The sequence below is a fragment of the Flavobacterium sp. genome (assembly GCF_965277525.1).
In the GTDB taxonomy this organism is placed as follows: Bacteria; Bacteroidota; Bacteroidia; order Flavobacteriales; family Flavobacteriaceae; genus Flavobacterium.
Window position 1 is genome coordinate 625593 of sequence record NZ_CBDIDC010000005.1, and the last position, 26481, is coordinate 652073.

At 35.1% G+C, this 26481-nt stretch carries 25 protein-coding genes and 3 tRNA genes; 8 read left to right on the forward strand and 20 right to left on the reverse strand.

Annotated elements, in window-relative coordinates; all coding sequences use genetic code 11:
- Positions 1–315 precede the first annotated feature (315 nt).
- Positions 316–1704 (reverse strand): dipeptidase, encoded by a 1389-nt coding sequence (locus ACQY44_RS11025; RefSeq protein WP_428230410.1) that lies wholly within the window; start codon positions 1702–1704, stop codon positions 316–318.
- Positions 1705–1813: 109 nt separating this feature from the next.
- Here ACQY44_RS11025 and ACQY44_RS11030 point away from each other — a divergent pair.
- Positions 1814–1895: transfer RNA gene (locus tag ACQY44_RS11030), tRNA-Leu, on the forward strand.
- 465 nt (positions 1896–2360) lie between these two features.
- Here ACQY44_RS11030 and ACQY44_RS11035 read toward each other — a convergent pair.
- The 3 genes from ACQY44_RS11035 to ACQY44_RS11045 all read right to left on the reverse strand — a co-directional run bounded on the left by ACQY44_RS11035 (position 2361) and on the right by ACQY44_RS11045 (position 3973).
- Entirely contained in the window at positions 2361–2786 is a 426-nt protein-coding gene (locus ACQY44_RS11035) for a hypothetical protein (protein WP_428230411.1), read from the reverse strand.
- Between the two features lie 4 nt (positions 2787–2790).
- On the reverse strand, positions 2791–3522 hold the full coding sequence (locus ACQY44_RS11040; RefSeq protein ID WP_428230412.1) for a hypothetical protein: 732 nt from the start codon (positions 3520–3522) through the stop codon (positions 2791–2793).
- A gap of 217 nt (positions 3523–3739) precedes the next feature.
- Complete coding sequence (locus ACQY44_RS11045; protein WP_428230413.1) at positions 3740–3973, reverse strand: hypothetical protein; 234 nt, start codon at positions 3971–3973, stop codon at positions 3740–3742.
- A gap of 87 nt (positions 3974–4060) precedes the next feature.
- On the opposite strand from ACQY44_RS11045, the gene ACQY44_RS11050 reads away from it, so the two are divergent.
- Both ACQY44_RS11050 and ACQY44_RS11055 read left to right on the forward strand, forming a co-directional pair.
- Entirely contained in the window at positions 4061–4291 is a 231-nt protein-coding gene (locus tag ACQY44_RS11050) for a helix-turn-helix domain-containing protein (protein WP_428230414.1), read from the forward strand.
- A 14-nt stretch (positions 4292–4305) separates the two neighbouring features.
- On the forward strand, positions 4306–4608 hold the full coding sequence (locus ACQY44_RS11055; protein WP_428230415.1) for a hypothetical protein: 303 nt from the start codon (positions 4306–4308) through the stop codon (positions 4606–4608).
- Between the two features lie 142 nt (positions 4609–4750).
- Here the strand turns inward: ACQY44_RS11055 and ACQY44_RS11060 are convergent, their stop codons facing one another.
- From ACQY44_RS11060 to ACQY44_RS11115, 12 genes are all read right to left on the reverse strand, one after another.
- A complete protein-coding gene (locus tag ACQY44_RS11060) occupies positions 4751–5059 on the reverse strand; it encodes an HAD family hydrolase (RefSeq protein WP_428230416.1) in 309 nt (102 codons plus the stop codon).
- 40 nt (positions 5060–5099) lie between these two features.
- Positions 5100–5414, reverse strand: a complete 315-nt coding sequence (locus ACQY44_RS11065; RefSeq protein WP_428230417.1) for an HAD family hydrolase — start codon at positions 5412–5414, stop codon at positions 5100–5102.
- 356 nt (positions 5415–5770) lie between these two features.
- Positions 5771–7354 carry an MFS transporter gene (locus ACQY44_RS11070; protein WP_428230418.1) on the reverse strand — a complete coding sequence of 528 codons (1584 nt, stop codon included), beginning with the start codon at positions 7352–7354 and terminating at the stop codon, positions 5771–5773.
- 1 nt (position 7355) lies between these two features.
- The gene (locus ACQY44_RS11075; RefSeq protein WP_428230419.1) at positions 7356–8408 is read right to left on the reverse strand and encodes an HlyD family secretion protein; all 1053 of its coding nucleotides are present in this window, start codon (positions 8406–8408) and stop codon (positions 7356–7358) included.
- Between the two features lie 73 nt (positions 8409–8481).
- On the reverse strand, positions 8482–9837 hold the full coding sequence (locus ACQY44_RS11080) for a TolC family protein (RefSeq protein ID WP_428230420.1): 1356 nt from the start codon (positions 9835–9837) through the stop codon (positions 8482–8484).
- A 263-nt stretch (positions 9838–10100) separates the two neighbouring features.
- Positions 10101–10922, reverse strand: a complete 822-nt coding sequence (locus tag ACQY44_RS11085) for a helix-turn-helix domain-containing protein (RefSeq protein ID WP_428230421.1) — start codon at positions 10920–10922, stop codon at positions 10101–10103.
- Positions 10923–11108: 186 nt separating this feature from the next.
- A tRNA-Asp gene (locus ACQY44_RS11090) sits at positions 11109–11182 on the reverse strand.
- 557 nt (positions 11183–11739) lie between these two features.
- Positions 11740–11813: transfer RNA gene (locus tag ACQY44_RS11095), tRNA-Asp, on the reverse strand.
- Positions 11814–11899: 86 nt separating this feature from the next.
- Positions 11900–12826 carry a DUF58 domain-containing protein gene (locus ACQY44_RS11100; RefSeq protein ID WP_428230422.1) on the reverse strand — a complete coding sequence of 309 codons (927 nt, stop codon included), beginning with the start codon at positions 12824–12826 and terminating at the stop codon, positions 11900–11902.
- A complete protein-coding gene (locus tag ACQY44_RS11105) occupies positions 12823–15396 on the reverse strand; it encodes a M1 family metallopeptidase (RefSeq protein ID WP_428230423.1) in 2574 nt (857 codons plus the stop codon). Before ACQY44_RS11105 ends, ACQY44_RS11100 begins: the two co-directional genes overlap by 4 nt.
- Before the next feature lie 235 nt (positions 15397–15631).
- Complete coding sequence (locus ACQY44_RS11110) at positions 15632–16222, reverse strand: hypothetical protein (RefSeq protein ID WP_428230424.1); 591 nt, start codon at positions 16220–16222, stop codon at positions 15632–15634.
- Between the two features lie 71 nt (positions 16223–16293).
- Positions 16294–16866 (reverse strand): hypothetical protein, encoded by a 573-nt coding sequence (locus tag ACQY44_RS11115; RefSeq protein WP_428230425.1) that lies wholly within the window; start codon positions 16864–16866, stop codon positions 16294–16296.
- Between the two features lie 203 nt (positions 16867–17069).
- Between ACQY44_RS11115 and ACQY44_RS11120 the strand changes: the two genes are divergently transcribed.
- Together ACQY44_RS11120 and ACQY44_RS11125 are read left to right on the forward strand one after the other, a co-directional pair.
- Positions 17070–17777 (forward strand): LytR/AlgR family response regulator transcription factor, encoded by a 708-nt coding sequence (locus ACQY44_RS11120; protein ID WP_428230426.1) that lies wholly within the window; start codon positions 17070–17072, stop codon positions 17775–17777.
- On the forward strand, positions 17774–19855 hold the full coding sequence (locus ACQY44_RS11125) for an ATP-binding protein (RefSeq protein WP_428230427.1): 2082 nt from the start codon (positions 17774–17776) through the stop codon (positions 19853–19855). Before ACQY44_RS11120 ends, ACQY44_RS11125 begins: the two co-directional genes overlap by 4 nt.
- A 301-nt stretch (positions 19856–20156) precedes the next feature.
- Here ACQY44_RS11125 and trxA read toward each other — a convergent pair whose 3' ends face one another.
- The gene (trxA, locus tag ACQY44_RS11130; RefSeq protein ID WP_262490194.1) at positions 20157–20477 is read right to left on the reverse strand and encodes a thioredoxin; all 321 of its coding nucleotides are present in this window, start codon (positions 20475–20477) and stop codon (positions 20157–20159) included.
- Positions 20478–20717: 240 nt separating this feature from the next.
- Between trxA and ACQY44_RS11135 the strand changes: the two genes are divergently transcribed.
- Both ACQY44_RS11135 and ACQY44_RS11140 read left to right on the forward strand, forming a co-directional pair.
- Positions 20718–23180 (forward strand): AsmA family protein, encoded by a 2463-nt coding sequence (locus ACQY44_RS11135; protein ID WP_428230428.1) that lies wholly within the window; start codon positions 20718–20720, stop codon positions 23178–23180.
- A 313-nt stretch (positions 23181–23493) separates the two neighbouring features.
- Positions 23494–24279, forward strand: a complete 786-nt coding sequence (locus tag ACQY44_RS11140; RefSeq protein WP_428230429.1) for an HNH endonuclease — start codon at positions 23494–23496, stop codon at positions 24277–24279.
- A 40-nt stretch (positions 24280–24319) separates the two neighbouring features.
- Here ACQY44_RS11140 and ACQY44_RS11145 read toward each other — a convergent pair whose 3' ends face one another.
- Positions 24320–24553, reverse strand: coding sequence for a hypothetical protein (locus ACQY44_RS11145; RefSeq protein WP_428230430.1), 234 nt, complete (start codon positions 24551–24553; stop codon positions 24320–24322).
- Positions 24554–25039: 486 nt separating this feature from the next.
- Between ACQY44_RS11145 and ACQY44_RS11150 the strand changes: the two genes are divergently transcribed.
- Entirely contained in the window at positions 25040–25354 is a 315-nt protein-coding gene (locus ACQY44_RS11150; protein WP_194615273.1) for an HPF/RaiA family ribosome-associated protein, read from the forward strand.
- Positions 25355–25408: 54 nt separating this feature from the next.
- Here the strand turns inward: ACQY44_RS11150 and ACQY44_RS11155 are convergent, their stop codons facing one another.
- Positions 25409–26065: an oxidoreductase gene (locus ACQY44_RS11155; RefSeq protein ID WP_428230431.1), complete on the reverse strand. Its 657-nt coding sequence runs from the start codon at positions 26063–26065 to the stop codon at positions 25409–25411.
- Between the two features lie 194 nt (positions 26066–26259).
- Positions 26260–26481, reverse strand: a complete 222-nt coding sequence (locus ACQY44_RS11160) for a hypothetical protein (protein WP_428230432.1) — start codon at positions 26479–26481, stop codon at positions 26260–26262.

The following is a 26481-nucleotide window of genomic DNA, read 5'->3' on the forward strand; positions in this document are numbered from 1 at the left end:
GGCTATTCAATTCTGATGCGAAAAACCTTTGTCACTTTGAACCTTTAAACGCACTATTTGCGTCTACAAGAAACCTTTGCACCTTTTTTAAGCGTTAGGGATAGAGGCGGTATCCTTTTATGAAGTGAAACGGAATAAAAGATATAGCCGAAAGCCCGACCGAAGGGAACGCCCAAAAACATATTAAATTCCAAAGTTTTAATATTCTAATAATTAAACTCCAAATTCCAAAAAAAATCCGCTTACTCTAAAAAGAATAAACGGATTGTATTTTTATACCTAACAGGTTTTGAAAACCTGCTAGAATAATAGAATTTACTTAGAAAGCTCTACAAAATATTTGTAAAACAACGGAATAGTCTCGATTCCTTTTAAGAAATTGAAGATCCCGAAGTGCTCGTTTGGTGAGTGAATCGCATCGCTGTCTAAACCGAAGCCCATAAGGATGGTTTTGCTTTTTAGTTCTTTTTCAAACAATGCCACAATTGGGATACTTCCTCCGGAACGAACCGGAATTGCAGGAACTCCAAACGTTTCGGTATAGGCTTTGTTTGCTGCCTTATATCCAATACTATCAATTGGTGTTACATAACCTTGTCCACCATGATGTGGCGACACTTTTACGGTAACTCCAGCCGGTGCAATGCTTAGGAAATGTTTGGTAAACAATTCTGTGATTTCATGCCAATCCTGATTTGGAACCAAACGCATCGAGATTTTAGCGAAAGCTTTGCTCGCAATAACGGTTTTTGCTCCTTCGCCTTGGTATCCGCCCCAGATTCCGTTTACGTCTAATGTTGGACGGATTGAGTTGCGTTCGTTGGTTACATATCCTTTTTCGCCGTAAACATCGTTTAAATCTAAGGCTTTTTTATATTTTTCTAAGCTAAAAGGCGCTTTTGCCATTTCGGCTCTTTCTTCAAGAGATAATTCCTGAACTTTATCGTAGAAACCAGGAATGGTAATATGATTGTCTTCGTCATGCAAAGAAGCGATCATTTTGGCCAAAACATTGATTGGGTTGGCTACTGCCCCACCGTATAAACCTGAATGTAAATCGCGATTTGGGCCTGTAACTTCTACCTCTACATAACTTAAACCACGTAAACCTGTCGTGATCGACGGTTGTTGGTTTGAGATCATTCCGGTATCTGAAATAAGAATTACGTCGTTTTTCAGTTTCTCCTGATTGCGTTCTACGAACCAGGCCAAACTAGCTGAACCTACTTCTTCTTCGCCTTCGATCATGAATTTTACGTTACATGGCAAAGTATTGGTTTGCACCATAAGCTCAAGGGCTTTTACGTGCATGTACATTTGTCCCTTATCGTCGCAGGCGCCACGAGCGAAGATTGCGCCTTCGGGATGAATTTCGGTTTTTTTAATCACGGGCTCGAATGGTGGCGATGTCCATAATTCGATTGGATCTGGTGGTTGAACATCATAATGTCCGTAAACAAGAACTGTTGGTAAATTTGGGTCGATTATTTTCTCTCCATAAATGATTGGATAGCCCGGAGTATCGCAAATTTCGACTAAATCGCAGCCTGCTTTTGATAAACTTTCCTTTACCGCCTCGGCAGTATCGATAACATCTTGCGAATATGCAGTGTCGGCACTTACCGACGGAATTTTTAATAATTCGATCAACTCATTGATAAAGCGATCTTTATGTTGTTGAACGTAGGACTTAATATTTTCCATTGAAATAATTTTTATAGAATTTCAAAAATACGAAAAAGAGAATTAATATTTTTTTTGAAAAAATGTTTTGAAATCTAGAAGTTATGTTTATCTTTGCACCCACAATTGAGCGGATATGGTGAAATTGGTAGACATGCCAGACTTAGGATCTGGTGCCGCAAGGCGTGTAGGTTCGAGTCCTATTATCCGCACTGAAAAAAAGCTTCTGAGAAATCAGAAGCTTTTTTGTTTTACAAATGGTTTTGAGTTTAGTAAATAATGTCGCCAATCTTTGTCGAATTTCTTGCGATGGACGGATTACTCTCGACGCTTCGGAACATCCCTACAATATGTTTCGTTCCTCTGGAACTCTTTATAAAATTTCGGAGGAATGATTTATTTTGTAACAAGGTCCCGAAGCGTCGGGATCAATCCCTTGAAACCCAAAATAACCCCAATATTTGTCATTCCGAGGAACGAAGAATCTCCACTCGCTGAGCACGCACAGTTGTCGAGTTTCTTGCGGAGATTCTTCGTTCCTCAGAATGACAAAAAAGGTCGATTATAATTGCAGAAGATAGAGTAAAATCCATTTAAACGAAAAGTTTATCAAACATGCAAATAAAGATCAAGAACTTCAGCTAATTTATTGAGTCAATATTATTAATAAAAAACAATTACGGTTGAAGCTCCTTAATAATGCTGTCTAGTTTTTCTTTTTCTTTATTATCTCCATTCATACTATCCATTTCTCGTTTTAATTTAAACCAAGTAGGATTGGTTGTTCTGGTAGTGTAATTCCAAATAAGTTCCATATCGTGCATATATTTGTATTTAATATAAATTTCCCCGTTTTTTATAATATATTCTTGACGAGAACGATCTAAGACATACTTTATATTTTTGTAATAATTTGGAGAAATTTCATTTGGTTTCGCAAACTTAAACAATTGATTATGAAACGTTTCCGAAAACAATACCGGTCCACGTAAATCCTCATTTACAAGTACAGGAAGAAGTTTAACATATCTATTTTGCCAATAATAATAAACTGAGCATAAAATAATTAGTATCAACGAAAATATGTAAATCTTTTTTTTCATCTTTTTATTTTAATTTAAGATTTATACCTCCAAAAAATTCGAATTGAAAGGTTTTATTAAAATTTTGCTGCCATTGACCTCTCATCTCATACGGTTTTGCTCCGCAATATTTCTCTACCAACAAAGCATCTGAGTCTTTAACATTACCAAAACCATTAATATAAGCATCTGCTCCTTTGTGCCAATCATATCTATCCCACCATTTATGAATAATTTTACCCGATAAAACGAAGTTTTCTTTTTTCTTGGTGACTGTAAAATAGCATGTTGAAGTTATTGTACTGGTGCCACACACATAATAGAGTTCCCGAAAAATACCTCCTGTAAATTGACGATCAAAATGGGTGACATAAGTATCACTATTCCCATCTGCTAACTTTTTAAGAAAAATTATAAAATCAGGGTCTTCTTCAAAACGTTCAATATTTACATTTTCAGCAACAATAACTTCATTATTGCCTCTAAGCCAATTAAAATCAATATTTTTTGTAAATCCCGTACCATCTAACCACCATTGTAAACAATCTGCCGCCATATTAAAATTTCTTTGCCTTGATTTTTCAATCATTGCAAGATAATTCTTTTTTAACATCAAAGCTTTTTCTCTATCGTTCAGTTGAAGATAGAAACTTCTTGCTTTTGAACTCCCTTGTTCATTCCAAAAAGGATCTCCAAATAAATTCTTATATTCTGAAGGATTTAAATCTGTTTTTGGTGTAAAAATGTTTTGATTCATAATTATATATTTTAAAGTAATTACCTACAAAAATAGGTTTTTTAATTAAGAAATATTTTATATTATAGTAAAACATTTCTTAATTAAAAAACAAAGCTTCAATAGAAACGAACAATCGCAACAGAAACTCCGTACAGAATTTCGACAATCTTTGTCGAATACTTTATGTGATTTCTCCTTCGGTCGAAATGACAAACTACACGCAAAAAACCTCACTTCACTCAACATCCAAATAAGGATCAAGAACTTCTGCCAATTTATTGAGCCAATAAAAATTATCTTCAATATTATTTACTTCAGATTCTACTGTTTCGCATCCTCTCATTACACATAAAGAAAGAACATAATTTATTTCCCGTATTGTCTTTGCCAGATCTTTAGGATCAACAACAGTAATAAAAAAATCCGTTAGTCTGGCTTCAAATTCTTCTGAAAGGCTTCTTGTAGTCATTATCTTATTTTTTAGATGCGTCAAATATAATACTTTTGAGCTCATATTTGAGCCCGAATGAAAAATAAATCTTGTGACTTTTGAAATATGGATATTTCAGAAGAAACTTTTATTGCAAATCTTGGGATTCACATAAGACAATTACGTGAAAAGAAAAATATGTCTCAACAAGACTTAGCTAATGACTCCGAGATTCCCAAGTCCCAAGTAGCAAGAATAGAAAGGGCAGAAATAAATACCGGTATAAGAACTCTTGTGAAAATTGCAAATGCTTTAGATATTGAACCTAAAGAATTGCTTGATTTCTCTATAAAATAATGCAAAACATTATATTGAAATACAAGAATCTTGATGAAAACCAAAAGTTTGCAATTGCAATTCCTGTTTTATTTCTGTTAAGTGGCGCAATACATAAACTTGTTGAAAGATTTAGAATTTCTGATGATTTTCATTGGTTATATGCATATGGCAGTACTATAACTTTATTTTTAAGTTGTTTTCTTGTCGTTTTTTCCTTAACCAACTCTATTTTAATTCTTCGGGATTTAAAAATAAAACCAATTCCAAAGCTTTTATGGTTTTTATTAAGCTTATCCGTCTTTTTATATCTGGCTGCAATGTTTTTGATTGCGTAAATTTCGGCTAAAGCCTTTCCTTTCAAACATAAAAAAACCTCCAGTTAAAACTGAAGGCTATTCAAATTATGCTCATTTTATTTAAATGAACTTATACCTATCCCTTATATAGTTTAAATCTTCACAATTCACTTTTTACAAATTACTTTTCATCCAAAATCTCTAGAATCTTATCCACATTCACTTCACTATAATCATTGATATAAAAACTACATGGCGGAAGTTGTTCTTTTGTATGTGCACTCAAAACACCAACGACTTTCATTCCTGCATTTATCCCCGCTGTAACGCCCGAGAATGAATCTTCAAAAACAATACAATCAGACGGAGCAACGCCAACGCGTTTTGCAGATTCCAGATAAACTTCGGGATTTGGTTTATGAAACGTTACATCTTCGCTTGACATCATAGAATCCATTTTATCAGCGATTTTTAATGCATTTATAATCAAATCCAGATTGGCGCGTGGCGCCGATGTTGCAACAGCAGTTTTAAAAACCTCGGGATTTCAACTCGCTTAAAAACTCCAAATAATGCGGGATTGTATCGACTTTGTCTTTATAAATCTCCCGAAACATTCCTTCTTTTTCGTCTTCGAGCTTTATAAGTTCTTCTCCGGTAATCGGACGTTTGAAGAAATGCGACATGATATAACTATTGTGTTTTCCGTACATATGTTCTTCAAATTCTTCGTTGGTATAAGGAACCTGATATTTATCGAAAAACGCTTCGAAAGCCTTTGCATGATGCGGATTGGTGTGAGAAATCACGCCATCCATATCAAAAATTACACATTGCTGCTTCATTGTATGTTTTGTTTTAACGATTGCAAGATAAGGTAATAAAGGGTTATTTCACAGAGATTCACAGAGGTTTCTCGCAGAGATTCATTTTTTTTAATCGCGCAAAGTCGCAGTCCCGAAGCTTCGGGAGCAAAGTTTTTTTCTCATTTTATGTCATTTCGATGGAGGAGAAATCACACAAGAAACTCGACAAAGATTAGCGATTTACTTTGTGGAGTTTCTTGTGTGATCCTTCCTGCGTCAGGATTGACAAACTGTACATTTAATAATCACTTAAAAAACTTTGCTCCCGAAGCTTCGGGACTGCGCCTTTGCGCGATTAACCTTTAACCTGAAACTTGAAACCTGAAACAAAAAAACTACCCAATCCAAACCTTACTCTTCACCAAAGTCATTGTTTGTCTTAAATGCTGATTACTCGCAATAAGAATAATCAAAACCACAAGACCATAACCTACAATGGTATAAATTTCCATATCGGCCAATAAAGTCGATTGTTTGGTGATGGTTCCGAAGACTTTTTTCAAGGCGAGCGCATTCGACTCGTCAAGCGAATATCCTTTTGCGGCGAAACTCTGGGCTGTTTTGGTTATGGTTTCCTGAGCTTGCGGATTGTCTCCGGTTACAAATTGGCTTAGTTTAAGAAAGTGTTTTTTGTTTAGAAATACCATTGCATTTTGCATGACACAAAACCCAATTGTGCTTCCCCAAAAACGTCCTGAAACTCCAACAATTCCCGAAGAAACCGCCATTTTTGCCGGAACAGATGATGTGGTAAATAATATTAAGGGTACAAATAAAAACCCAACCCCGATACCTTGTAGAATATACGGAATGATAATATCTGATAACGCCACATCGGGCACAAAAAGAAACGTAAACCAAAAATGAAACAACGCAATAAGCGAAAATCCTATTATAAAAATAAGCTTGGTCGATACGGATTTCATCAGGAAAAAAGCGGCTAAAACCAGTCCAATTACATTTCCTAGTCCGTTTATGTATTGTACTCCGGCAACTCGGGACGGATCCCAGTTCCAGATCGAAAACATCGCCGAATGACAAAGACTCAAAGTTGCTCTGCTGATGTAAAACAGGAAGAACAATAAAAACCCAATTCGCAGATTGGCATATTTAAAAACTTCGAAATCAAAAGTGGGTCTTTTTACCAAAAGCTCTTTAAATATGAATAATCCTCCTGTAATCAAGGCGATCATAAGCATTAGAACCATATGCGAAGACTCAAACCAGTATTTTTTTTCGGCATAAACAAAAAAGTAAGCACCACAGAGAATCGCCGTTAGAACCAAAATATAACTGATCCAGTCGATTTGATACAACGGGATTTTCTTGGTGATTCTGTGACCGCGAAAAGTAACCAAGATCAAAAAGACATTCAAAACCTGAAGTCCCCCTGAAACGTACAGCATGTATTTCCAATCGTAATGATCCAGAAACCAAACGGCAATATTCATAATAAAAGGCGTTGACAATAACAACGAACCGTAATAAAAGGAGAAACCTATTATAATGGCATTTTTAGAATGAAACTGCTCGATCAATAATTGTCTGATCGTGATTACCGGAAGCGCCATTAAGATTCCCTCGGCTACTCTCAGCAATAAAAACAAATAAAAATTAGTAATATAGGCCGATGAAATAATCGTAATCCCGATTAAGGAATACACCGCCATCAGATAATTTTTTGCCGGGAAAAAACTCGAAAACCTACTTTCGATCAAAATCGTGGCCAGCAAAGTTCCGTAGGTAACACACATCGCAAACTGCAAATCTTCGGGCTCAATGTCCAGAAAACTTGCCGCGTAGGTTACGTTTGAAGTATAAACTCCCAATAAAATCATAGAATGCAGCAAACAGACAAACAAAATAATAATGATTGCCCATTTGGGAACCCAGGATTTAAATATACTTTTATCTTCCATTTTATTGGTGTTCGGCGATAACAGTGATGTTCATTCCGGCTCTTAAAAATTCGGCGTGTTTATCGGTTTCTTTCAACTGAATACGAACCGGAATTCTTTGTTCAATTTTTACGAAGTTTCCTGTTGCATTGTCCGGAGGCAATAGCGAGAATCTTGCGCCACTTGCAGGAGATAATGAAGTGATGATTCCTGTAAATTCTTTGTCGCTTAAAGCATCAGCCTGAATTCGAACTTCCTGACCCACGTTTAAATATTGCAATTGCGTTTCTTTAAAATTGGCTGTAATCCATTTTTCTTTACTTACTATAGAAAGTAACGATTGTCCTTCCTTAACCATTTGTCCCGGTTGTAACGTTCTTTTACCTACCCAGCCATCATAAGGCGCGGTAATTATAGTGTACGAAAGAAACAATGCTGCATTATCTGCCATAGCTTGTTTAGACGCAATATTGGTCTGCATCGTAGGAACATTGGCCTGCGCCTGAGATGTACTTAAATTAGAAGACTGAATTCTGTCTCGCATTTCCTGAAAATGAGCTTGCGCCGATTCGTAATCTGCTTTTACTTTTTCTAATTGTTGCGAAGTTGCCGCTTCGTCTTTTACCAAAGCCTGGTAACGTTCGTATTCTAATTTTGTTTTCCAAAGATTCGTTTTGGCTGCAGCCAATTGCGATTCTCCAATTGCGGTTGAACTTGCTGTTGTAGCCACATTTTTCTCGGCTACAACGCTGCTTTGTTTCGCACTTTGAACATCAGCCAGCGCGACATTCAATTTCGATTTATATTCTCTGTTATCAATAATAACCAGAGTATCACCTTTATGCACAAACTGATTTTCATCAAAACGAACTTCTTGAACATAACCTGTAATTCTCGACATAATTGGCGTTACGTATTGCTCGACCTGAGCGTCATTGGTTTCTTCGTGGTTTCTGTTGAATACATAAAACCAAATTCCTAAAATGATTCCGCTTGCCACCAAAACGCAAGCTATAATTGTTATTAATATATGAAACGTTCTGTTTCTCTTAGTTTCATTTTTTATCTTAACCATAAACTCTATATCTTTTCTATTATCTATATTCTATTTTCTTACCTCTTAACTTCTAACATTTCACACTTCACTTCTAACTCTGCGGAAGTATTCCGGCAGTGTGAAGCAATTCGTAATGTTTTAGAACGGCATCAAGTCTGGTAGAAATCTTGTTGTATTTGGCCTGTAGTAAAGCATTATCAGCATCTACCATTTCGGTTATTAAAACCAACTGATTGAGGTATTTTAGTTTTACGATTCGGTAATTTTCATTGGCCAAATCCAACGCTTTGTCTACTACCACAAACTTCTCGAGGATTTCCTGATATTGCGTATGCTCTTTAAACAGCTTATCCTGAATCTCATCTTTTATAATTTCAGACTGCATTTTCTGCCACTCGATTTGTGTTGTAGCTTGCTGTACTTTGGTTTTGTTTTTATACAAAGCCGAAATATCAAAATGTGCTTCGATACCAATTTGCCCTAAAGTGTACAAATACGGATTTGGCGGGAAAAATTTATAGTTTGGATAATAAAAACCATAATTCCCAAAGAAGTTTACCGTTGGCAGATAATTTGCTTTCGCCAACTTCAATTCCGTTTTTTTGATACTTAATTCCTGGCTGGCGATTCGCATTTCTTCATTCTGAAAAGCTTTTTCCAAATAAAAATCATACGGATCCAAACCATTCATTTTATCCATATTGGCCGTAGTATCGATCGCCATTTCTTCATTTTCCGGAAGCTGAATCAAAGTTTTTAAATCGTGCAGTGCGATTTTTATATTCTTAGAATTCGTCAAGGAGTTCAGTTCACGATCAGAAAGCTGCAATTCAGCTCTCAGAACTTCGTTTTTTGTAACGGTTCCGTGTTTTTGCAGGGACTGCACTTCTTTCAATCGGCTTTTTTCTTCTTTGATGTTTTCTTCAAAAATCTTCTGAAGCTCCATCATTTTATAAATCGCCAGATAATTGGCCACCACTTCGAGCTCTATATCATTTTCGGTCTTTTCAGTTTTTATTTTGGCAATTTCGTTTTCCTGATTCGCAATTTTGATGGCATTATTAATCTTGTTACCGGCATAAATTGGCATTTTGAAAGTGGAATTCACCTGATAAATTTCAGGAATCGCCTTCGTTACCTCTTTACCGTTTAAGAAACCACTGCCTTTGAATTCCGTAATATTGGTAATTCTGGAATATTCACCGTTTAATTCGATATCCGGCAAACGGAGTTCTTTTCTTTCTTTGATGTTTTGCTCTGAGAGCGTCGTCTCTAATTGAGATCTAAGGATTTTTTTATTGTTTTCTTTGGCCAGTTTCACCGCTTCGCTTAACGAAACCGAGTGAATTTCCTGAGCTTGCAAACTATTAAATGTCAATACAATTAAGAATATCAACAGGTTTTTGAGAAAACAATCTTCTGTAGAATTTGTTGTTTTAAGGAACATGAATATATAAATATTTTAATACTGCAAAGTTCCTGCATTTTTTTGGTGACTGATAATTCTAAAAAGTCAATAACATATTCATTTCGGACAAATGTTAAAATTTTATTTTCCGAAAACGTTATATTAAAATATTGAAAAACAATATGTTATAAAAATTAATGTGAATTATGGTTTTACGCAGATTTAAAAAATTAAAGCTGATTTTACAGATAGTATTAAAAATAAATCTGTGCATATCAGTAAAATCCGTGGGCAAATATGTTTTATTTTATCCTCAGGATATCTTCCCCATTCAGGTAATCAGAAGGTCTTTGTCCAAGGAATTTAAAGAAAGTATTACTGAATGTCGGTACACTGCTATACCCTACTTCCAGGGCAACTTCTTTGACTGAAAGTTTTCTGTCAAGCAGCAATTCTATAGCTTTCAAGATTCTTCTAATAGTATAATATTGAATGAATGACATATTAAGGTCTTTTTGAAACAAGCGATACAAAGAGCGTTCGCTGTACCCAAATTGATGTGCAACCTCAGCAAACAGAATCGTTTCTCCTAAATTATTCTCGATATATCTCAGAATCTTACTCAAACGCGGATCTTTGGGCTGTGGCAATTCTAAAGGTAAATTGGTCAGGCAAATTTGAGGCAGTATTGCTTTAATGGCTTTGGCAATCGTAAAATTCGGACTTCCTTTTTCAAGATCACCATTCCATCTATTTGTAAAAAGCATCATTTGAAGCAGTAAATTATTCACCGGATAAATGCCTTCACTTTTATAAAATACATCTTCGTCTTTTTCAACCGGAAAATACAAGTTACGCATTGTCACACTTTCAGATTTGGGTTCAATACTGTGCGCAACCCCACTCGGAATCCAGATAAAATGTCTTGCCGGTAAAAAGTAGGTTTTGGTTTCTGTGGTTACAAAAACTACATCGCCTTCGGCATATAACAATTGCGCTTTCTCGTGTTTATGGGTGGGCACAAACAATTCGCCCATCAAATCATGGTGGCAGTAAATGCTTTTTTTATCGGCATCTACTTTTTTGATATAGTATTTATCTAGTTTCTGGCCGGAATGTTCCATTGAAGTAATTGAATATCTTTCGATATATAAATGTAGGGAAAATAAAATTCCAAATAAAAAATTCCAAATTCCAATTGATATCGGTATTCAATTGGAATTTGGAATTTTAAAAGATTGGAATTTATTTTAGAAAGCTTCTAAAATTAAAAAAGCCTTTCCGTTAAGAAAGGCTTCTCCCAATATTTGCGGTCTGGACGGGACTCGAACCCGCGACCCCATGCGTGACAGGCATGTATTCTAACCAACTGAACTACCAAACCAACTGCGTTATTGTGAGTGCAAAAATACAATAGAACTTGGATTATACAAGGGTTTTTAGGAATAAAAATTAAAATATTTTTAATGAACTGATTTTAAATAAATTCCAAACATTTAAAATTTAAAATTCCATGTCTAAAAAGCTAAAAAGTCGAATTTAACCGCAAAGTGCGCAAAGCTTTTATCATAATTGATCTATAAAAACGCAAAGTTTGCAAAGCTTTGTCTTGAATCAAGTTTGCGAACTTGTGTTTTCTCAACGTAGTATAAAGTAAAATCTTTGCGCACTTTGCGGTTAAAAAACATCAGTAAAATCAAAAAATCCGCAAAGCTTAAAATTAAACTTTGCGGACTTTGCGTATTCCGATAGCGCTCTTTGCGGTTAAATCAAAAGTGTCGTAAATCAAAAAAGCCATCCACAAAAGTGGAAAGCTTTTCATTGGTCTAACTACTAAACCAGCTACGAGTTACAAAGTCGTAGCAAAACAACACAACTAATCTTAGATACCGTATTTGGGCAAAAAAGCCTTTCTGTTAAGAAAGGCTTTTCCCAATATTGCGGTCTGGACGGGACTCGAACCCGCGACCCCATGCGTGACAGGCATGTATTCTAACCAACTGAACTACCAAACCTCTGCGTTATTGCGGTTGCAAAGATAGTACAGAATTTCATTTCTGCAAGCGTTTTGATAAAAAAAAATAAATATATTTTTAAATCCTTAGCCAAAGTTTTGTTTTTCAACTAAATATGTAGTCAGAATTTTTTCAAAATTATCTCCCACATTCACCGGAACGTACTTAATTTGGTTCTTTGCACACGTCAAAGCCAATTTTTTAAAATACTCCCCTGCCCTTTTTTCATACTCTGCTTTTACGTTATCGGCAAAAATCGACACTTCTTCACCAGATTCTAAGTCAATAAACTTTCGTGGTGTGTTATCAAAGTCGAATTGCAGCTCTGTTTCATTATCTACGACATGAAACAAAACCACTTTATGTTTGTTGTGCTTAAGATGCTGCAAGGCATTAAACAGCTTCTCATCATCTTCTGACTGAAACATATCCGTAAATATAATAATCATCGAACGACGGTGCATTTTCTCTGCAATCTGATGCAAGTAGGTAATCGTATCGGTAGTTTTTTTGACTTTTGGCTGTTGTAATAATTCTTCGAGTTTATTCAAAAGCATTCTATGATGGCGATCACTTCCTTTTTCCGGGGCATAATATTCATAACTGTCTGAGAAAACGCTTAAACCAACTGCATCTCGCTGTTTCTTTAAGATATTCATTAAAACTGCTGATGCCAAAACCGCAAAACCAATCTTCTTTTCATAAAAGGGCTGACCTGATTTTAGTTCCGGATAATGCATAGACGAGGAATTATCGACAATAAGATGGCAACGCAAATTGGTTTCCTCTTCATAACGTTTGGTGTACAAACGATCTGTTTTGGCAAACAATTTCCAGTCGATATGTTTGGTGCTTTCTCCGGCATTATAGACTTTATGTTCCGCAAATTCAGCCGAAAATCCATGAAACGGACTCTTGTGCATTCCGGATATAAAACCTTCTACAACCTGATTCGCCAGCATTTCGAGGTGCTGAAAACTGGATACTTTCTCTATTTCCGATTCGATTTTCATTCCGTTTCTTTTTTAATATTTTGTGCGCGGTACAAACCGTCTGTCGCCTGCAACAATTTTCGTTTTAATATCGGACTAAAATTAGGGTTTTCTTTTAAGAATCGCTGTACTTCATCAAAAGCATATTTCGATGAATATTTTCCAATCGTATTATTCAGCCAGTCTTTTGGAAAGAAAATATCTCCCGTGCGCTGGATTTCCTCGACCAAATCTAATGTAAACCTAATATACTTTTGTGCACTTTCCTGACGCAACGGATGATTGATATTTGCCAAACCTACCCCAACCCAGGATTCTTTCTCCCTGTTTTCATCGTCTTTTAATGATTTTACGAAAGCATCACGAACCGATTCATCTTTCGACAAAGAAGGAAGCAAAAACTCAAATCGCTTTTGTTTGTCCGGATTTGTGATTGTTGTTCTGGTTTTATTCAGGATTTCATCGGCTTTAGCATGTTTAAATATAGCCAGATTCATGGCCATATTGGTATAATCGTCTTCGTTTAATTTCAAGCTTTGAATCACCTTTTCTTTATTCCATAACGAATACAATTTGGCTTTCGCCGAATCTGAATAGGCAATTGAACTGAATAAATTAAACAAAGTCTTCTTGATATTGCTTGACAAATTGGCTTGTAAACGTTTGTACAAAACATCCTCCAATTGTTTTTGTGCTTTGGTTTGTTGCTTTTGGGTTAAAAATTTCCAAAAAATAGTACTTGTTTGATTGGTAATTATCTTTAAAACCAATTCATTTTCTTCTTGCTGGATTCCTTTTATAAAACAATCAAAAGCTTTATTTGGCGCAACATTTCCCGTTAAGGTATTTTCATAGATATTAATATAAGTTGAAGCTCTCGCTACCTCATCTTTCAAACTCAAAACAGATGTTATATTCCCGTCAAGCGGAAAAATACCATAACCAAAACCATTATAATTATAAATGATGCTAAGCGGTTTTTCAAGTCCGATTGCTTCCTTCAACAACAGATTTTTATCTTTTATAGTAACATTAATCACTTTTACCTGATCCGGATATACTAAACCAACATCAAAAATCTGAGGCCATACATTTTCTGATTTATCCTCGGATTGCTGGCTTATTTCAAAGGCTGTAATTCGTTTTTTGGCGTTATATTCTATTTTATTGGTAAAAATGGCTCTTCCGGATTTATTTACCCAAACTTCGCTCCATTTTTGCATGTCGAGCGGCGTTTCGGCATCCAGAATTTCGACCAGATTATTCCAGTCGGCATTGTCGTTGGCGTATTTTTTAATGTATTTTTCGATTCCATTCTGGAAAGCTTCCTTTCCCATCGAAGCTTCTAACTGGCGCATCATTATTGGTGCTTTGTTGTAAATAATGGCTCCGTAAAGCGAACCTGCATCTTTTAGATTCGCTAAATGCTGTTTTATTGGATGCGTGCCTAACGAACGATCTTCCGCGTAAGCGTTAGGATAATGCGCTGTTAAAAACTGTAGATTATGATTGACTTTCGGAAAAATCGGGTTCATGATTTTGTCTGCCATAAAATTGGCAAATACCTCTTTCATCCAGACATCATCAAACCATTTCATGGTAACCAAATCCCCAAACCACATGTGCGAGGTTTCATGCGCAATCAGTTTGGCACGATCTAATTTTTCGCTGTCGGTTGAACTGTTATCCAAAAACAAAGTCGATTCTCTATACTGAATCGCGCCAACATGTTCCATTCCACCATATTGAAAAACCGGAATTGAAGCAAAATCCAGCTTTTGAAATGGAAACTTATAATTGGTATATTTTTCTAAAAAGTCTACTGATTGCTGGTGTAAACTAAAAATCGTATCGACACTTACTCGTATTTTTTCAGCATTGTTTTCACGATACAACATCGTCATTTCACGGTTTCCTGGTCGCTGCGTTACACTTTTGAATTTTCCGGCAACAAATGAAAACAAATACGTGCTCATTTTATCCGATTCCCCAAAAGTATAAGCTGTAAAATCGCCTTTCTCTGCTTTCTCTTTTACATCGGCTCCAGCCAGAACCGTCCAATCTTTAGGAACCGTTAAACTCAACTTATAAGTCGCTTTAATATCCGGCTGATCAAAACAAGGAAATAAAGTACTCGCACGATCCGGAACTAATAAAGTATACAGGAAATCATCGTTGCGGTTTAAAGATAGATTTCCTGCTATAAACAAAATAGTAACTGTATTTTTTCCTAAAACTAAACTTTCAGGAACAATAACAATATGTCCTTTTTCGTGAACAATACCAGTACTTTTTCCGTTTACTTCGATAGATTTTATATTTTGAGTTTTCTCTTTAAAATCTAAATACAAAGGCTGACTCAGATCTGATATTGTCAGGTTTAAAGTCAGATTCGAATTGATTTCCTGCTGTTTTTGCTGCGGAATTTCAAACGAAAGCCCGTAAGTTACATTTGAGATTTGATGTTTACGAAAAATAGCCAGTTGTTCTGAAACACCGTTTTCTAAAACAAGTACTTCTTTTTGTTTCGATTGAGAAAAACCAGATATAGCAATTGCAAAAACACAAAGAAGGCTGTAGAAAATTTTCATTTTTAAGGGAATGTTAGGTTTGTAAAAATAAAAAAAAGTTAGCCACGAATTTCACGAATTAGCGTGAATTAAAATTCTTTTAGCCACTCCCGATAGCTATCGAAAGTGGCAAACTTTTTAAACAACATTAAAATAAATAATTCGTGCAAATTCGTGGCAAAAAAAAGACATAAAAAAGGCCTGACTAGCGCCAGACCTTTTCAAACATACTAATTCTAACTATCCAAAAATAAAATTATTGTGTTTGCTGAAATTTAAACGTCATATCTCCCGCATAATAGGTGTTACGCGCATTTGTTGGAAAAATTGTTTCTGTAGCTGTGCTTGAGATATACGCATAACCTGTAATAGTAATGTTTCCGGCTACAATTGGATAAGTTGCTGCTGATCCGTCAGTTTTTGTTCTGTTAATCCAGTCATCACTGTTTACGGTAAAAAAGTATTCTTTGTCTTTTGTAAGTGCAATTGGTGTTATCGCTTTTTCGACCGTAACATTTGCTGTTGCAACATTTATAGTTTCAGATTTTATAACTGTTTTAGTCGCTGCATCCCATAAAGTGATTCTTAAAGCACTATTTACATCCGGAATCTTTACAATTAAAGAATTTATTTTTCCGGTTACCGTTGGTTTAAAGCTAAAGCCATATTCGTAAATTCCTGAGTTTTTTACATCGACTGCCTTTTGGCTAAATCCTGAACCTACCAAATAAGCATCCAGAGGATTTTCTTCACTATATTTAACAGAATCTTTGTCGTCGTCGCTGCTGCATGAAATAGTTAATAATGCAACTGATAAAATCGTAAAAATGGTTTTTAAAGTTTTCATGATAATTTAATTATTTGGTTCTTCTTTCGTTTAATAGATTGAATTCCTTTTATTTAGTTTCCTTTTAAGAATTATGGCTGAATGTTAAAACGCGCACAAACTTCTTCATAGCTCATTTTAGAGTAATCCAGTTTTGCTGTTTTTGATGTTGCAGCGGCAACTCCTCCCGGAATCAAAATATAGCGCCAGCTAAGTGTTGTTGGCAGATTTACTGTTCCTCCTGCATCATGTCTAAACCTGAATAGCTTGATTTTTTTCGCGGTAGAAATAGCTGTAATAGTATTCACAAACCCACCTGCTGTTGATGTATAAGGCAATGTATAAGTACCTGATCCAAAAGACACATAAACTAATATGGTTCCTTTTGCTAAAATATCTTCTGATAGTTCAGGTGCATTAATAGAAGTAGACATTCCTGAAGTTCCGTCTATTGTTTCTGCAACTGCTGTTGGAGCAGTTATCCAGGCGCTGTAAATAACATTTGCTGTTCCTGTTGCTCCGTTTGTTCCGTTTGTTCCGTTTGTTCCGTTAGTACCGTTAGTACCGTTGATTCCATCGATTCCGTCTTTTCCATCGTCACTGCTGCAGGAAATGGTAGAAATAGCAACTAATAAAATGGTAAAAATGATTTTTAAAGTTTTCATAATAATTTTGGTTTTAAATTGGGCTAAATGATTCTTATTTAATTCAATAACATTATTTTTGCAAAGGTCAACTGATAGTAAAAGAACGTTTCTTTTTATCTGAGACTTAATTACGAGACAAATTTGCAGGATTAAAACGGGGCGAAAAACCACTAATAGACAGACGACATTTTAAATAGACAGACGACATAAAACCGAATCAAATGACCAAAAAATACACGTGTATTATCATCGACGATGACGAAATAGACAGACTTACGGTGTTATCGTTTGCCAAAAAATTTCCTGTTCTGGATATTTTGGGTGTATTTGAATCGGCAGAAGAGACGCTTCCGTTTATCGAAAAAGAAAAAGTCGACATCTTATTCCTCGATATCGATATGCCGGGTTTAAACGGAATCGAGTTTAGAAAAAAAGCCTTGGAAATTCCGGTTTGTATTTTTATAACCGCACATCCTGAACATGCCGTAGAAAGTTTTGAAATCGAAACATTAGATTTTATCGTAAAGCCATTAAAATTGGATCGCTTTGCACAAACCGTAAGTCGAATCGAAGAATTTATGGAGATCAAACTCAAAGCATCTCTTTTTGAAGCCAGTATTGGCGGCGATACTATTTATATCAAAGAAGGCCACGATCAGACAAAAGTCAAATTGCATGAGATTTTATACCTCGAAGCCTTAAAAGATTACACCTTAATTATAACCGATAAAAAAAGACATTGTGTTTTATCGAGTATCGGTAATCTTTTAAAAGAAGATCATTTTCGGTCTTTCATCAGGATTCATAGAAGTTTTGCGGTTCAGAAACAGTTTATTCAAAAGATCAATTCAACCGAAATTATTTTAAACAATAACATTACCATTCCGGTTGGAAGAAGTTACAAAGAAAACCTAAACCTATTCTCATGAAAAAAATAGGGTTCTTGTTTTTGTTTTTCATCAGCTTAACTGTTTTGGCACAGCAAGAACCTAATTTGGCACGATATCAAAGCCCGGATGAAAAACTAAAAGTCTGGTTAAAATATACTGACACTCTTTTAGAAAAAGAAGATTATTTGAAACTTATATCTGCTGCTCAAAAGGGAGTTTCACTTTCTAAAAACAATCCTGCTTATCTTAGCCGGTTTTATCTTTACACTGGAACAGCTTATGAATTCAGTAATAATCAATATGAAAAAGCATTGATTAATTATGAGAAATCATTGAAATATGCTCAAAAATCCCATCATTTAAAAAATGAAACATCGGCTTTAATGCGCCTTAATTACATTTATTATTCTATTCAGGATACTGTGAAGGGAAAAGCCTTAATTAATTACATTAAGCAAATTCTTGACACAACCAAAAGTAATTATTCAAAAGCTGTGTTAAATGGAAGTTTAGCTGAATATTACCAAAATAATTCTAAGTATGAGGCTTTTATTGGATATCAATTAAAGGCCATAACATATAAAAAACTCCTTAAAAAAGACAAAATAAATTTAGAGAATATTGGAATTTCCTATTTACAAATTGGGAGTTCATATACAAGAATGAAACAATACAGCAAGGCAATTGAATATTTAAACGAAGCAAAACCTTATGTTAAAAATTCCCCTTATGTAAATGCTTTTTTATGCAATTATTACCTACAGAGCTTTGTCGCATTAAAAAAACCAGATAGTATTCAAAAATACTACAACTTAATATACACTTATCCAACCGCTAAAGATTCATTGTTTCTCAATTTGAGTTTTGCTAACCGCAGTATGTCTGACCATTATATAAACGAAAGAAAAACAAATACGGCCTACAATTATGCTAAAAAAGCGGTTTTGTTTGGACAAAAATCAAACGATGAAGAAATTTTGATGGAAGCTAATACTGTATTAGGAAGAGTTTTGTATGAAAAAGGAGAATACAAAAAAGCTATTGAAACCTTAAAAAAAGCATCAAAAAATGCTCTAACCTACGACAAAGAATCCTTTGTAAGCATCAATAAAAAACTATCCCAAAGTTATGCGGCATTAGGGCTTTGGAAAGAAGCATTTTATTACAACGAAATCTACAGCAAATACAATGACGAAATGATGCAGGAATCGGCGAAACAAAATATCGCCAATGCCGAAGCACGTTATCAAAACAAAACCAAAGGACAGGAAATCAAAAACCTTTCGACTCAAAATACCATCAAAAACATTCAGATTCAGGAAGCTAAAAAACAACGTATCTTTTTAATTTCAGGATTAATTCTCGTGGGCATCATTGGGTTATTATTGTTCAGACAAAACCAAAACCGTAAAAAAACCAATGAAAAATTACAACTTTTAAATCAGCAATTAGACGAAGCCAATAAAATAAAAGCACGCTTCTTTAGTATTTTGAATCATGATTTAAGAAGTCCGGTTTCGAATTTAATTCACTTTCTACATCTTCAAAAAGAAAACCCGGAATTGATTGATGAAGAAATGGCCGCACGAATGCAAAGCAAAGTCATTACCGGAGCCGAGAATCTATTATCCTCAATGGAAGACATTCTATTATGGAGCAAAGGCCAAATGGAAAACTTCAAACCTCATTTTAAAGAAATTCCGATAACGGTTTTATTCGAAGAAACCCAAAAGCATTTTTCAGGTATCGAGAATATCCAAATTTTATTTGAAGATCCTGAAAATATCATCTTAAACACCGATGAAAATTACCTCAAAACCATCATCCGAAACCTTACCGGAAACGCCATAAAAGCACTCGATAAAACCCCAAACGGAAAAATAATCTGGAAAGCCTGGCAGGAAAACGAAGTTCAATATATCTCCATTTCAGATAACGGCCCCGGCGGAACTCAGGAACAATTCAAAGCGTTATACGATGATTCAGAAGTTATAGGCATCAAATCCGGTTTAGGATTGCATCTAATAAGAGATCTCGCCACAGCTATAAATTGCAAAATCGAAGTCAATTCTCAGCAAGATTCAGGCACTACCTTTACGATAAAAGTTTGCCACTAATTTCACGAATTAGCACGAATTAAAATTTACTCTATTTTTTGGCCATAGATATTAAAGTGATTTTTATAATCTGTAAAAATCTTTTAATCTGTGGCCAACTTTTTTGAGCAATATCAAAATAAATAATTTGCGGAAATTTGTGGTAAAAACAAACCACATTTTTAATTTGTGAAATTGCATCTTAAGCTCAAAGTAATTAGTGCTAATTCGTGAAATTTGTGACAAAAAACCTTTAAAATCAAGCCAATAAAAAAGGCTTGACTTTCGCCAAACCTTTTTTATATAAATCATAATCTTACGATTACAACAAAGCGTCTAAACTATCTGCGTAGGTTTGTTTCGGAGCAACTCCTACTTGTTTTCCTACTACTTCACCGTTATGAAAAACCAAAACGGTAGGTATGTTACGCACACCATATTTTGCAGCGAATTCCTGGTTTGCATCTACATCGACTTTACCAACAACTACTTTACCTGCGTATTCTTCGCTGATTTGGTCAATGATTGGACCAACCATTCTACAAGGACCGCACCATGCTGCCCAAAAATCTACCATTACTGGTTTATCTGATTTCAAAACTACTTCATCAAAAGTAGCATCTGTTATTGCTAATGCCATAATTTCTTTTCTTTTAAAATTATTGTCTGAATTGTTTCGTTTCAAACTAGAGTACAAATTTAAAAATTAAATACTAATGAAACACCATTCTTAAATTAGTTTTAATTATAAATGCATTGTCATTTATTATATGATTCCCATGCTTTTGAAAAATAAGTTATAACTTACATATATTGAAAGCCATCTTTTTAAAATAACCTCAGTTTTTTAGCTTATCTTTAATAATCCAGAAAATTCTTCGAGATGTCAGCAATTTTACTTCATATAAAAAACTTCCTTCAATCGGTTCGATTTAAAAAATATGCCAAACGTTTTGGCTTTTTCGTATTAGGACTCATTGCATTACTATTGATTGCGTCTGGCGGATTGTCGATTTATTTTAATCAAAATAAAACCGAAATCATTGCCAGGATCAATACCAAAATTAACGAAAATATTAACGGACAGTTTCACATTGGCGATTTTCATTATAAGTTTCTAACCGGTTTTCCCAATTTTACTTTAGCTTTAAAAGATGTCGAGCTCAAAGACAATCAATGGGCGACACACAAACATACTTTACTAAAAGCTACTGAAGTCGAAGCACGTTTGAATGTGTGGAGTTTACTGCAAAACGAAATCAACATTCATAAAATTCTCATCAACGACGCCAATATTTATGTGTATAAAGCCGAAGACGGCTATTCGAACGCCGATATCTTTAAACCCAAAAAGAAAAAATCGCCCGAAAATAAATCAGATCGGGAAACTACCGTTGACCAAATCGACCTCAACAATGTTCATTTTATTCTGGACAATCGCCTTGGGCATAAATTATTTGATTTTGATGTTTCGAGTTTAAAAACCAAAGTAGATTACGACGGCAGCGACTGGCAAACCGATGTTTTTCTGGATACGCAAATAAAGAGTTTAGCTTTTAATACCGTACATGGCAGTTTCGCCAAAGAAAAAGAACTCAAAGGAACTTTTAATGTTTCGTATTCTGCTAAAAAGGAAAAAATTGATGTCGTAACCCGAAATCTAAAAATAGGAACAGACTCTTTTGATATTATCGCTTTTTTTAATCTGGCCAAAGGAAATGCCCTTTTCGGAATCAATATTGGGACTACAATTTTATGGCAAAATGCTTCGAATTTATTGTCCGGAAATATTAGTTCGAAACTTAATCGCTTTAATCTAAGTAAATCCATCGATGTCAATTGCGATATCAAAGGAGATTTTAATGCCGAAGGAGATCCCAAAATTGTCGTTCAGGCCATTATAAAAGACAACGAATTGAGTATTCCTGACGGATTAATCAAAAAATGTAATTTCAAAGGAATATTTACCAACAATTTCAAACCAAAAGACGGTTACAACGACGCCAACTCGGCTATTATCCTGACGAGATTTGCGGGCGAATACGAGAATATTCCGCTTACCATTCCGCAATTGGCCATTAATAATCTCGAAAAACCAGTTGCAACCGGAAACGTAAGTTCAGATTTTGATGTCGAAAGACTCAACCAAATCAGCAACGACAAATGGATTCAGTTTTCAGCCGGACACGCAAAAGCCAATCTGAAATTTCAGTTTGATATTGTCGATTTGTACATCACCAAACCTCGTTTTATTGGTAAAGTCGATGTCGATGATGCCTCGTTTCATTATATCCCAAAGAATGTGCACGCCGTAAAAACCAACATACATCTTGATTTTACCGAGAAAGCCTTATTAATCAAACAAATTACCTATAAACATAATAAGAATACGATTTTCATCGAAGGAAAAATTGACAATTTCCTGAACCTTTATTACGATGCACCCGAAAAAATGATCGTAAACTGGAAAATCTATTGCCCCAATATTGACATCAAACAATTCCTGGGCGTTTTGGCGACTTCCCAGAAAACAAAAGCCGTTGCCAAAACCACCAAAAGACCCACGATTTCAAATCATTTAAGAACCGTAATCGACAAATGCTCTGTAGTAATCGACATCAAAGCCGACAAAATCAATTACAACAAATTAACGGCAACCAATACCACCGCAACCGTCCAGATGATCGATTCCAGATTGGTTATTAAAAACGGATCGCTGCAAACTTCCGGCGGAAGCATCACGTTTAACAGCGAACTAAAACCAAGCGGAAAAAACTTTGCCTTTAGCTCCAACGCGCAGGTAAACAAGGTTGATATTGCGAGTTTCTTAAAGTCGTTCAACAACTTTGGCGTTACCTCTTTTAGTCCTAATAATATCAAAGGAAAACTCAGCAGTCAGGCCAATGTTACCGGATTTATCAACAGCAATGGCGAGCTGATCACCAATTCTATGCACGGTAATCTGACTTTCAATGTCAATCAGGGCGCTTTGCTCAACTTTGAGCCTATCGTAAAAATTGGCAAGTTTGCCTTTCCGTTTCGTGATGTCGAGAATATCACGTTTAGCGATTTATCCGGCAAACTTAAATTGCGCGGAGAGCAAATCGATGTCAATAATTTCACAATTAGTTCCAGCGTCTTAAACCTCGATGCCGAAGGTATTTATTCCTTTGGCCGAGGCACCAATCTCGCCCTCACCATCCCACTCCGAAACTCCAAAAACGACATCAAACTCGCCACCAAAGCCGAACGCGACGCCGTCCGCGACCGCGGAATTGTCCTGCATTTAATTGCGCTGGACGATGAAGGAAAAATGAAAATTAAGTGGGGGAAGAAGGATAAATAGTCATTGCGAGGAAAGACCTGTTCGCCGCGGCGAAAGCAATCACAAAAGAAACTCGCCAAAAATTTGTCACTCTGAGCGAAGTCAAAGAGCTTTTGCCACCTAGAATTTGTAATTTAAAAATATTGTAATTTAATTTTTAAGGAGCTATTTCCTGCTGTCCACTTTATCTTTTGTGCCGAACACCGGCACAAAAGGATGCCGTTCCCATCAGGGCTAGGGATTTTGGTTTCATAAGAGCATTTTTAAATTCATTTAATTCTTTCCTCTTACTATTTTCTAAATATTTATATTTGAAGATACCAAAAACGAATAAATGCCACCACTAAGACTTTGGACAAAAGAAGAATTAATTCTTGCCTTTAATTTATACTTGAAAATTCCCTTTGGAAAAACACACAGTACTAATAAAGATATTATTCACTTAGCAAATTTAATTGATAGAACTCCTGGGTCAATTGCATTACGCCTAGCAAACTTTGCAAGCGTTGATCCTGTATTAAAAGCAAGAGGAATAAAAGGAATGGATGGAGGTAAAAAGATTGTTCAACCTATTTGGAATGAATTTTACGAAAATCAAGAAGAATTAATTTTCTTAAGCGAAGAAATCCTTGCACAAAAAGAACATATTTCGATTGAAAAGAAATTTGAAGATATCCTTTTTGACACAAAAGACTTAAAAGGAGAAGATGTTAGAAGAGCAGTAAAGACAAGAGTAAATCAATCCGTTTTTAGACAAATGGTTTTATCAAATTATAATAATAAATGTGCAATTACAGGAATTGATATCCCTGAACTTTTATTAGCCAGTCATATAATACCTTGGTCTAAAAATGAAGAACATCGATTAAATCCTGAAAACGGAATTTGCTTTTCTGCACTTTATGATAAAGCTTTTGACAAGGGATTAATTGGAATTAATACAAACCATGAAATAATATTTTCTGATTCAATCAAGAGGAAAAAAGAAGCTGAATTTTATAATAAATACTTTTATTCACTTGAGAATCAAAAAATAATTGCTCCTCAAAAATATCTACCTAGAAAAGAATTTCTCGAATATCATTTAGACACAGTTTTCAACAAACAGATAATCTCATAAAATAAAAAAAGCCACTTAAAGTGGCTTTTCTCATTCTTACTTATTCAACATCCAGATAAGGATTTAGAATTTCTGCTAATTCATTCAACCAATAAAAACCTTGTTCGAGGTTTGTTTTTTCGGTTTCGAGGGTTTCGCAATCCCGCATTATGCTTAAGGCGAGGATATAATTTAGTTTCCTGATGGTTTTTGCCATTAGTTCAGGATCAATCGAATTGCTGAAGAAATTGGTTAACCGCAATTCTGTTTCTTTTGAAAGGGTGTTTACACTCATAATCTGAAAGTTTAAGGAATATAAAACCCGCACGGGTTAGCTGTCCTACGCCTTTCAGAGCGTTGCAGTTGTTTCCAATACCGCCAGCATACCGCACGGGCAAAAGTTTAGTCAAGTTCATAATCTGAAAGTTTTAGGACTGCGAAGATACCAAAAAACGTTTGAGATTCGTATGGTTTTTCTTTATTGGTCTAAAAGATTTTTGAATTTAGTTGGGTTGTTGGTGCGGAGGCGCTTCTCCCGTCCCGAAGTTTCGGGATCGGGACGCTCAGTCTGACAAAACACAATAAAAAATCTGTTTTTATCCGCGTTTTCACGAAGTGAATCCGTTAAATCCGCGTTCGATAATAACATTTCAGAAATCGCCAGGTCTGACAAAAAAAGCCCGTAATTTTTTCAACATTTTTTCATAATGTTTTATTAACTCACTTGGCTTTTCATTCTAAAAAAGATAGCTTTGAGAATAATCATTAAATATAAACCGATATGAAAATTCAAATCAATACCGACAAAAACATCGAAGGACACGAAAGATTAGCAACTTATTTTTCTGAAGAATTAGAAAAAGGTTTAGCCCGTTTTGAAGAAAAAATAACCCGCATTGAAGTACATTTTGGAGATGAAAACGGAGAAAAATTCAGCTTAAACGATAAAAAATGCGTGATTGAAGTTCGTGTAGCCAATTTACAACCCTTAACCGTAACAGATCACTCCGATACACTTGAAAAAGCGTTTAGCGGTGCTCTTGCCAAAGCAAAAAAATCACTTACTACGACTTTCGAAAAACAGAAATCGTTTTAATTTATATATATCAAATGCAAATGGCATTATCTCTAATCAGGATAATGCCATTTTTTATTTCAGCAAACTGGTCATTTCTTCCCACTGCAATATTTTGACTTTCTCATTAAGTTGTCCCGCACTATTGACCATTGCTTTGGCGATATCGGCTGCTTCTATTCCTTTATACTTATTCATTCCTCCCATAAACAAAGGATTGATCAATTTGAATATCCCGATGAATACTTTTTCCAACGGTCGGCTTTCTTTTCTATCTCCTAAAATCATCGAAGGACGAAAGATATAGGTGTGATCTAAATTCAGATTGATGATATCCTGTTCGGTTTCGCCTTTCATCTTCGTATAAAATATCGACGACTTTGCATTTGCTCCAATGGCCGAAACCAGAAATACGGCTTTTGCTCCGTTTTCTTTCGCCAATTTTGCAGCTAATACCGGATAATCATGATCGATTTGATAGTATAGTTTTTTATCGGGTGTTTTCTTTTGCGTGGTTCCAAGGGCTACAAAAACCTCATCGGCTTCAATGTCTTTTACCACTTCGGGTAAGGAATTGAAATCTCCTATTATCGTTTTTAGTTTTGGATGCTGAATGTTTTGATCTTTCCTGACTACGATTATTACTTGTTCGTAATTAACATTATTCAACAACGTTTCGAGAATATAAGATCCTACTAATCCGCTTGCTCCGTATACAATTGCTTTTTTCATCATAAGGCGATTTGTTTCCTCGAAGTTAGAAAATTAATGGTTAACTTTTTATATTGAGTTTTTTAAACACATAGGAACATAGATTTGTAAACTTTAAAAAAAGGCACTTCATTTGTTTAAACAAACATAGCTATGTTCCAAATCTTGATTTGTATTTAAGTCTATTTTGTTCATTGGCAATTTTTCGCTTTGATTTAATTTGTAGTGCGTTGCACTACGCTGCTTTTAGGGCTTTCAGCCCATTTTAAAAGTTTCAAACACTCATAATCTTCTAACAAATCAACAATAAACAATGCAAAGAAAAACACGATTAACATAATAATAACGCTTTTTGGTATTGTAAGAAGTAATTTTGCAGTCCCAAAAAAGGAACTGATTTTTGAAATAAAACAGACTTCTTTTTTGAGATTATCCAT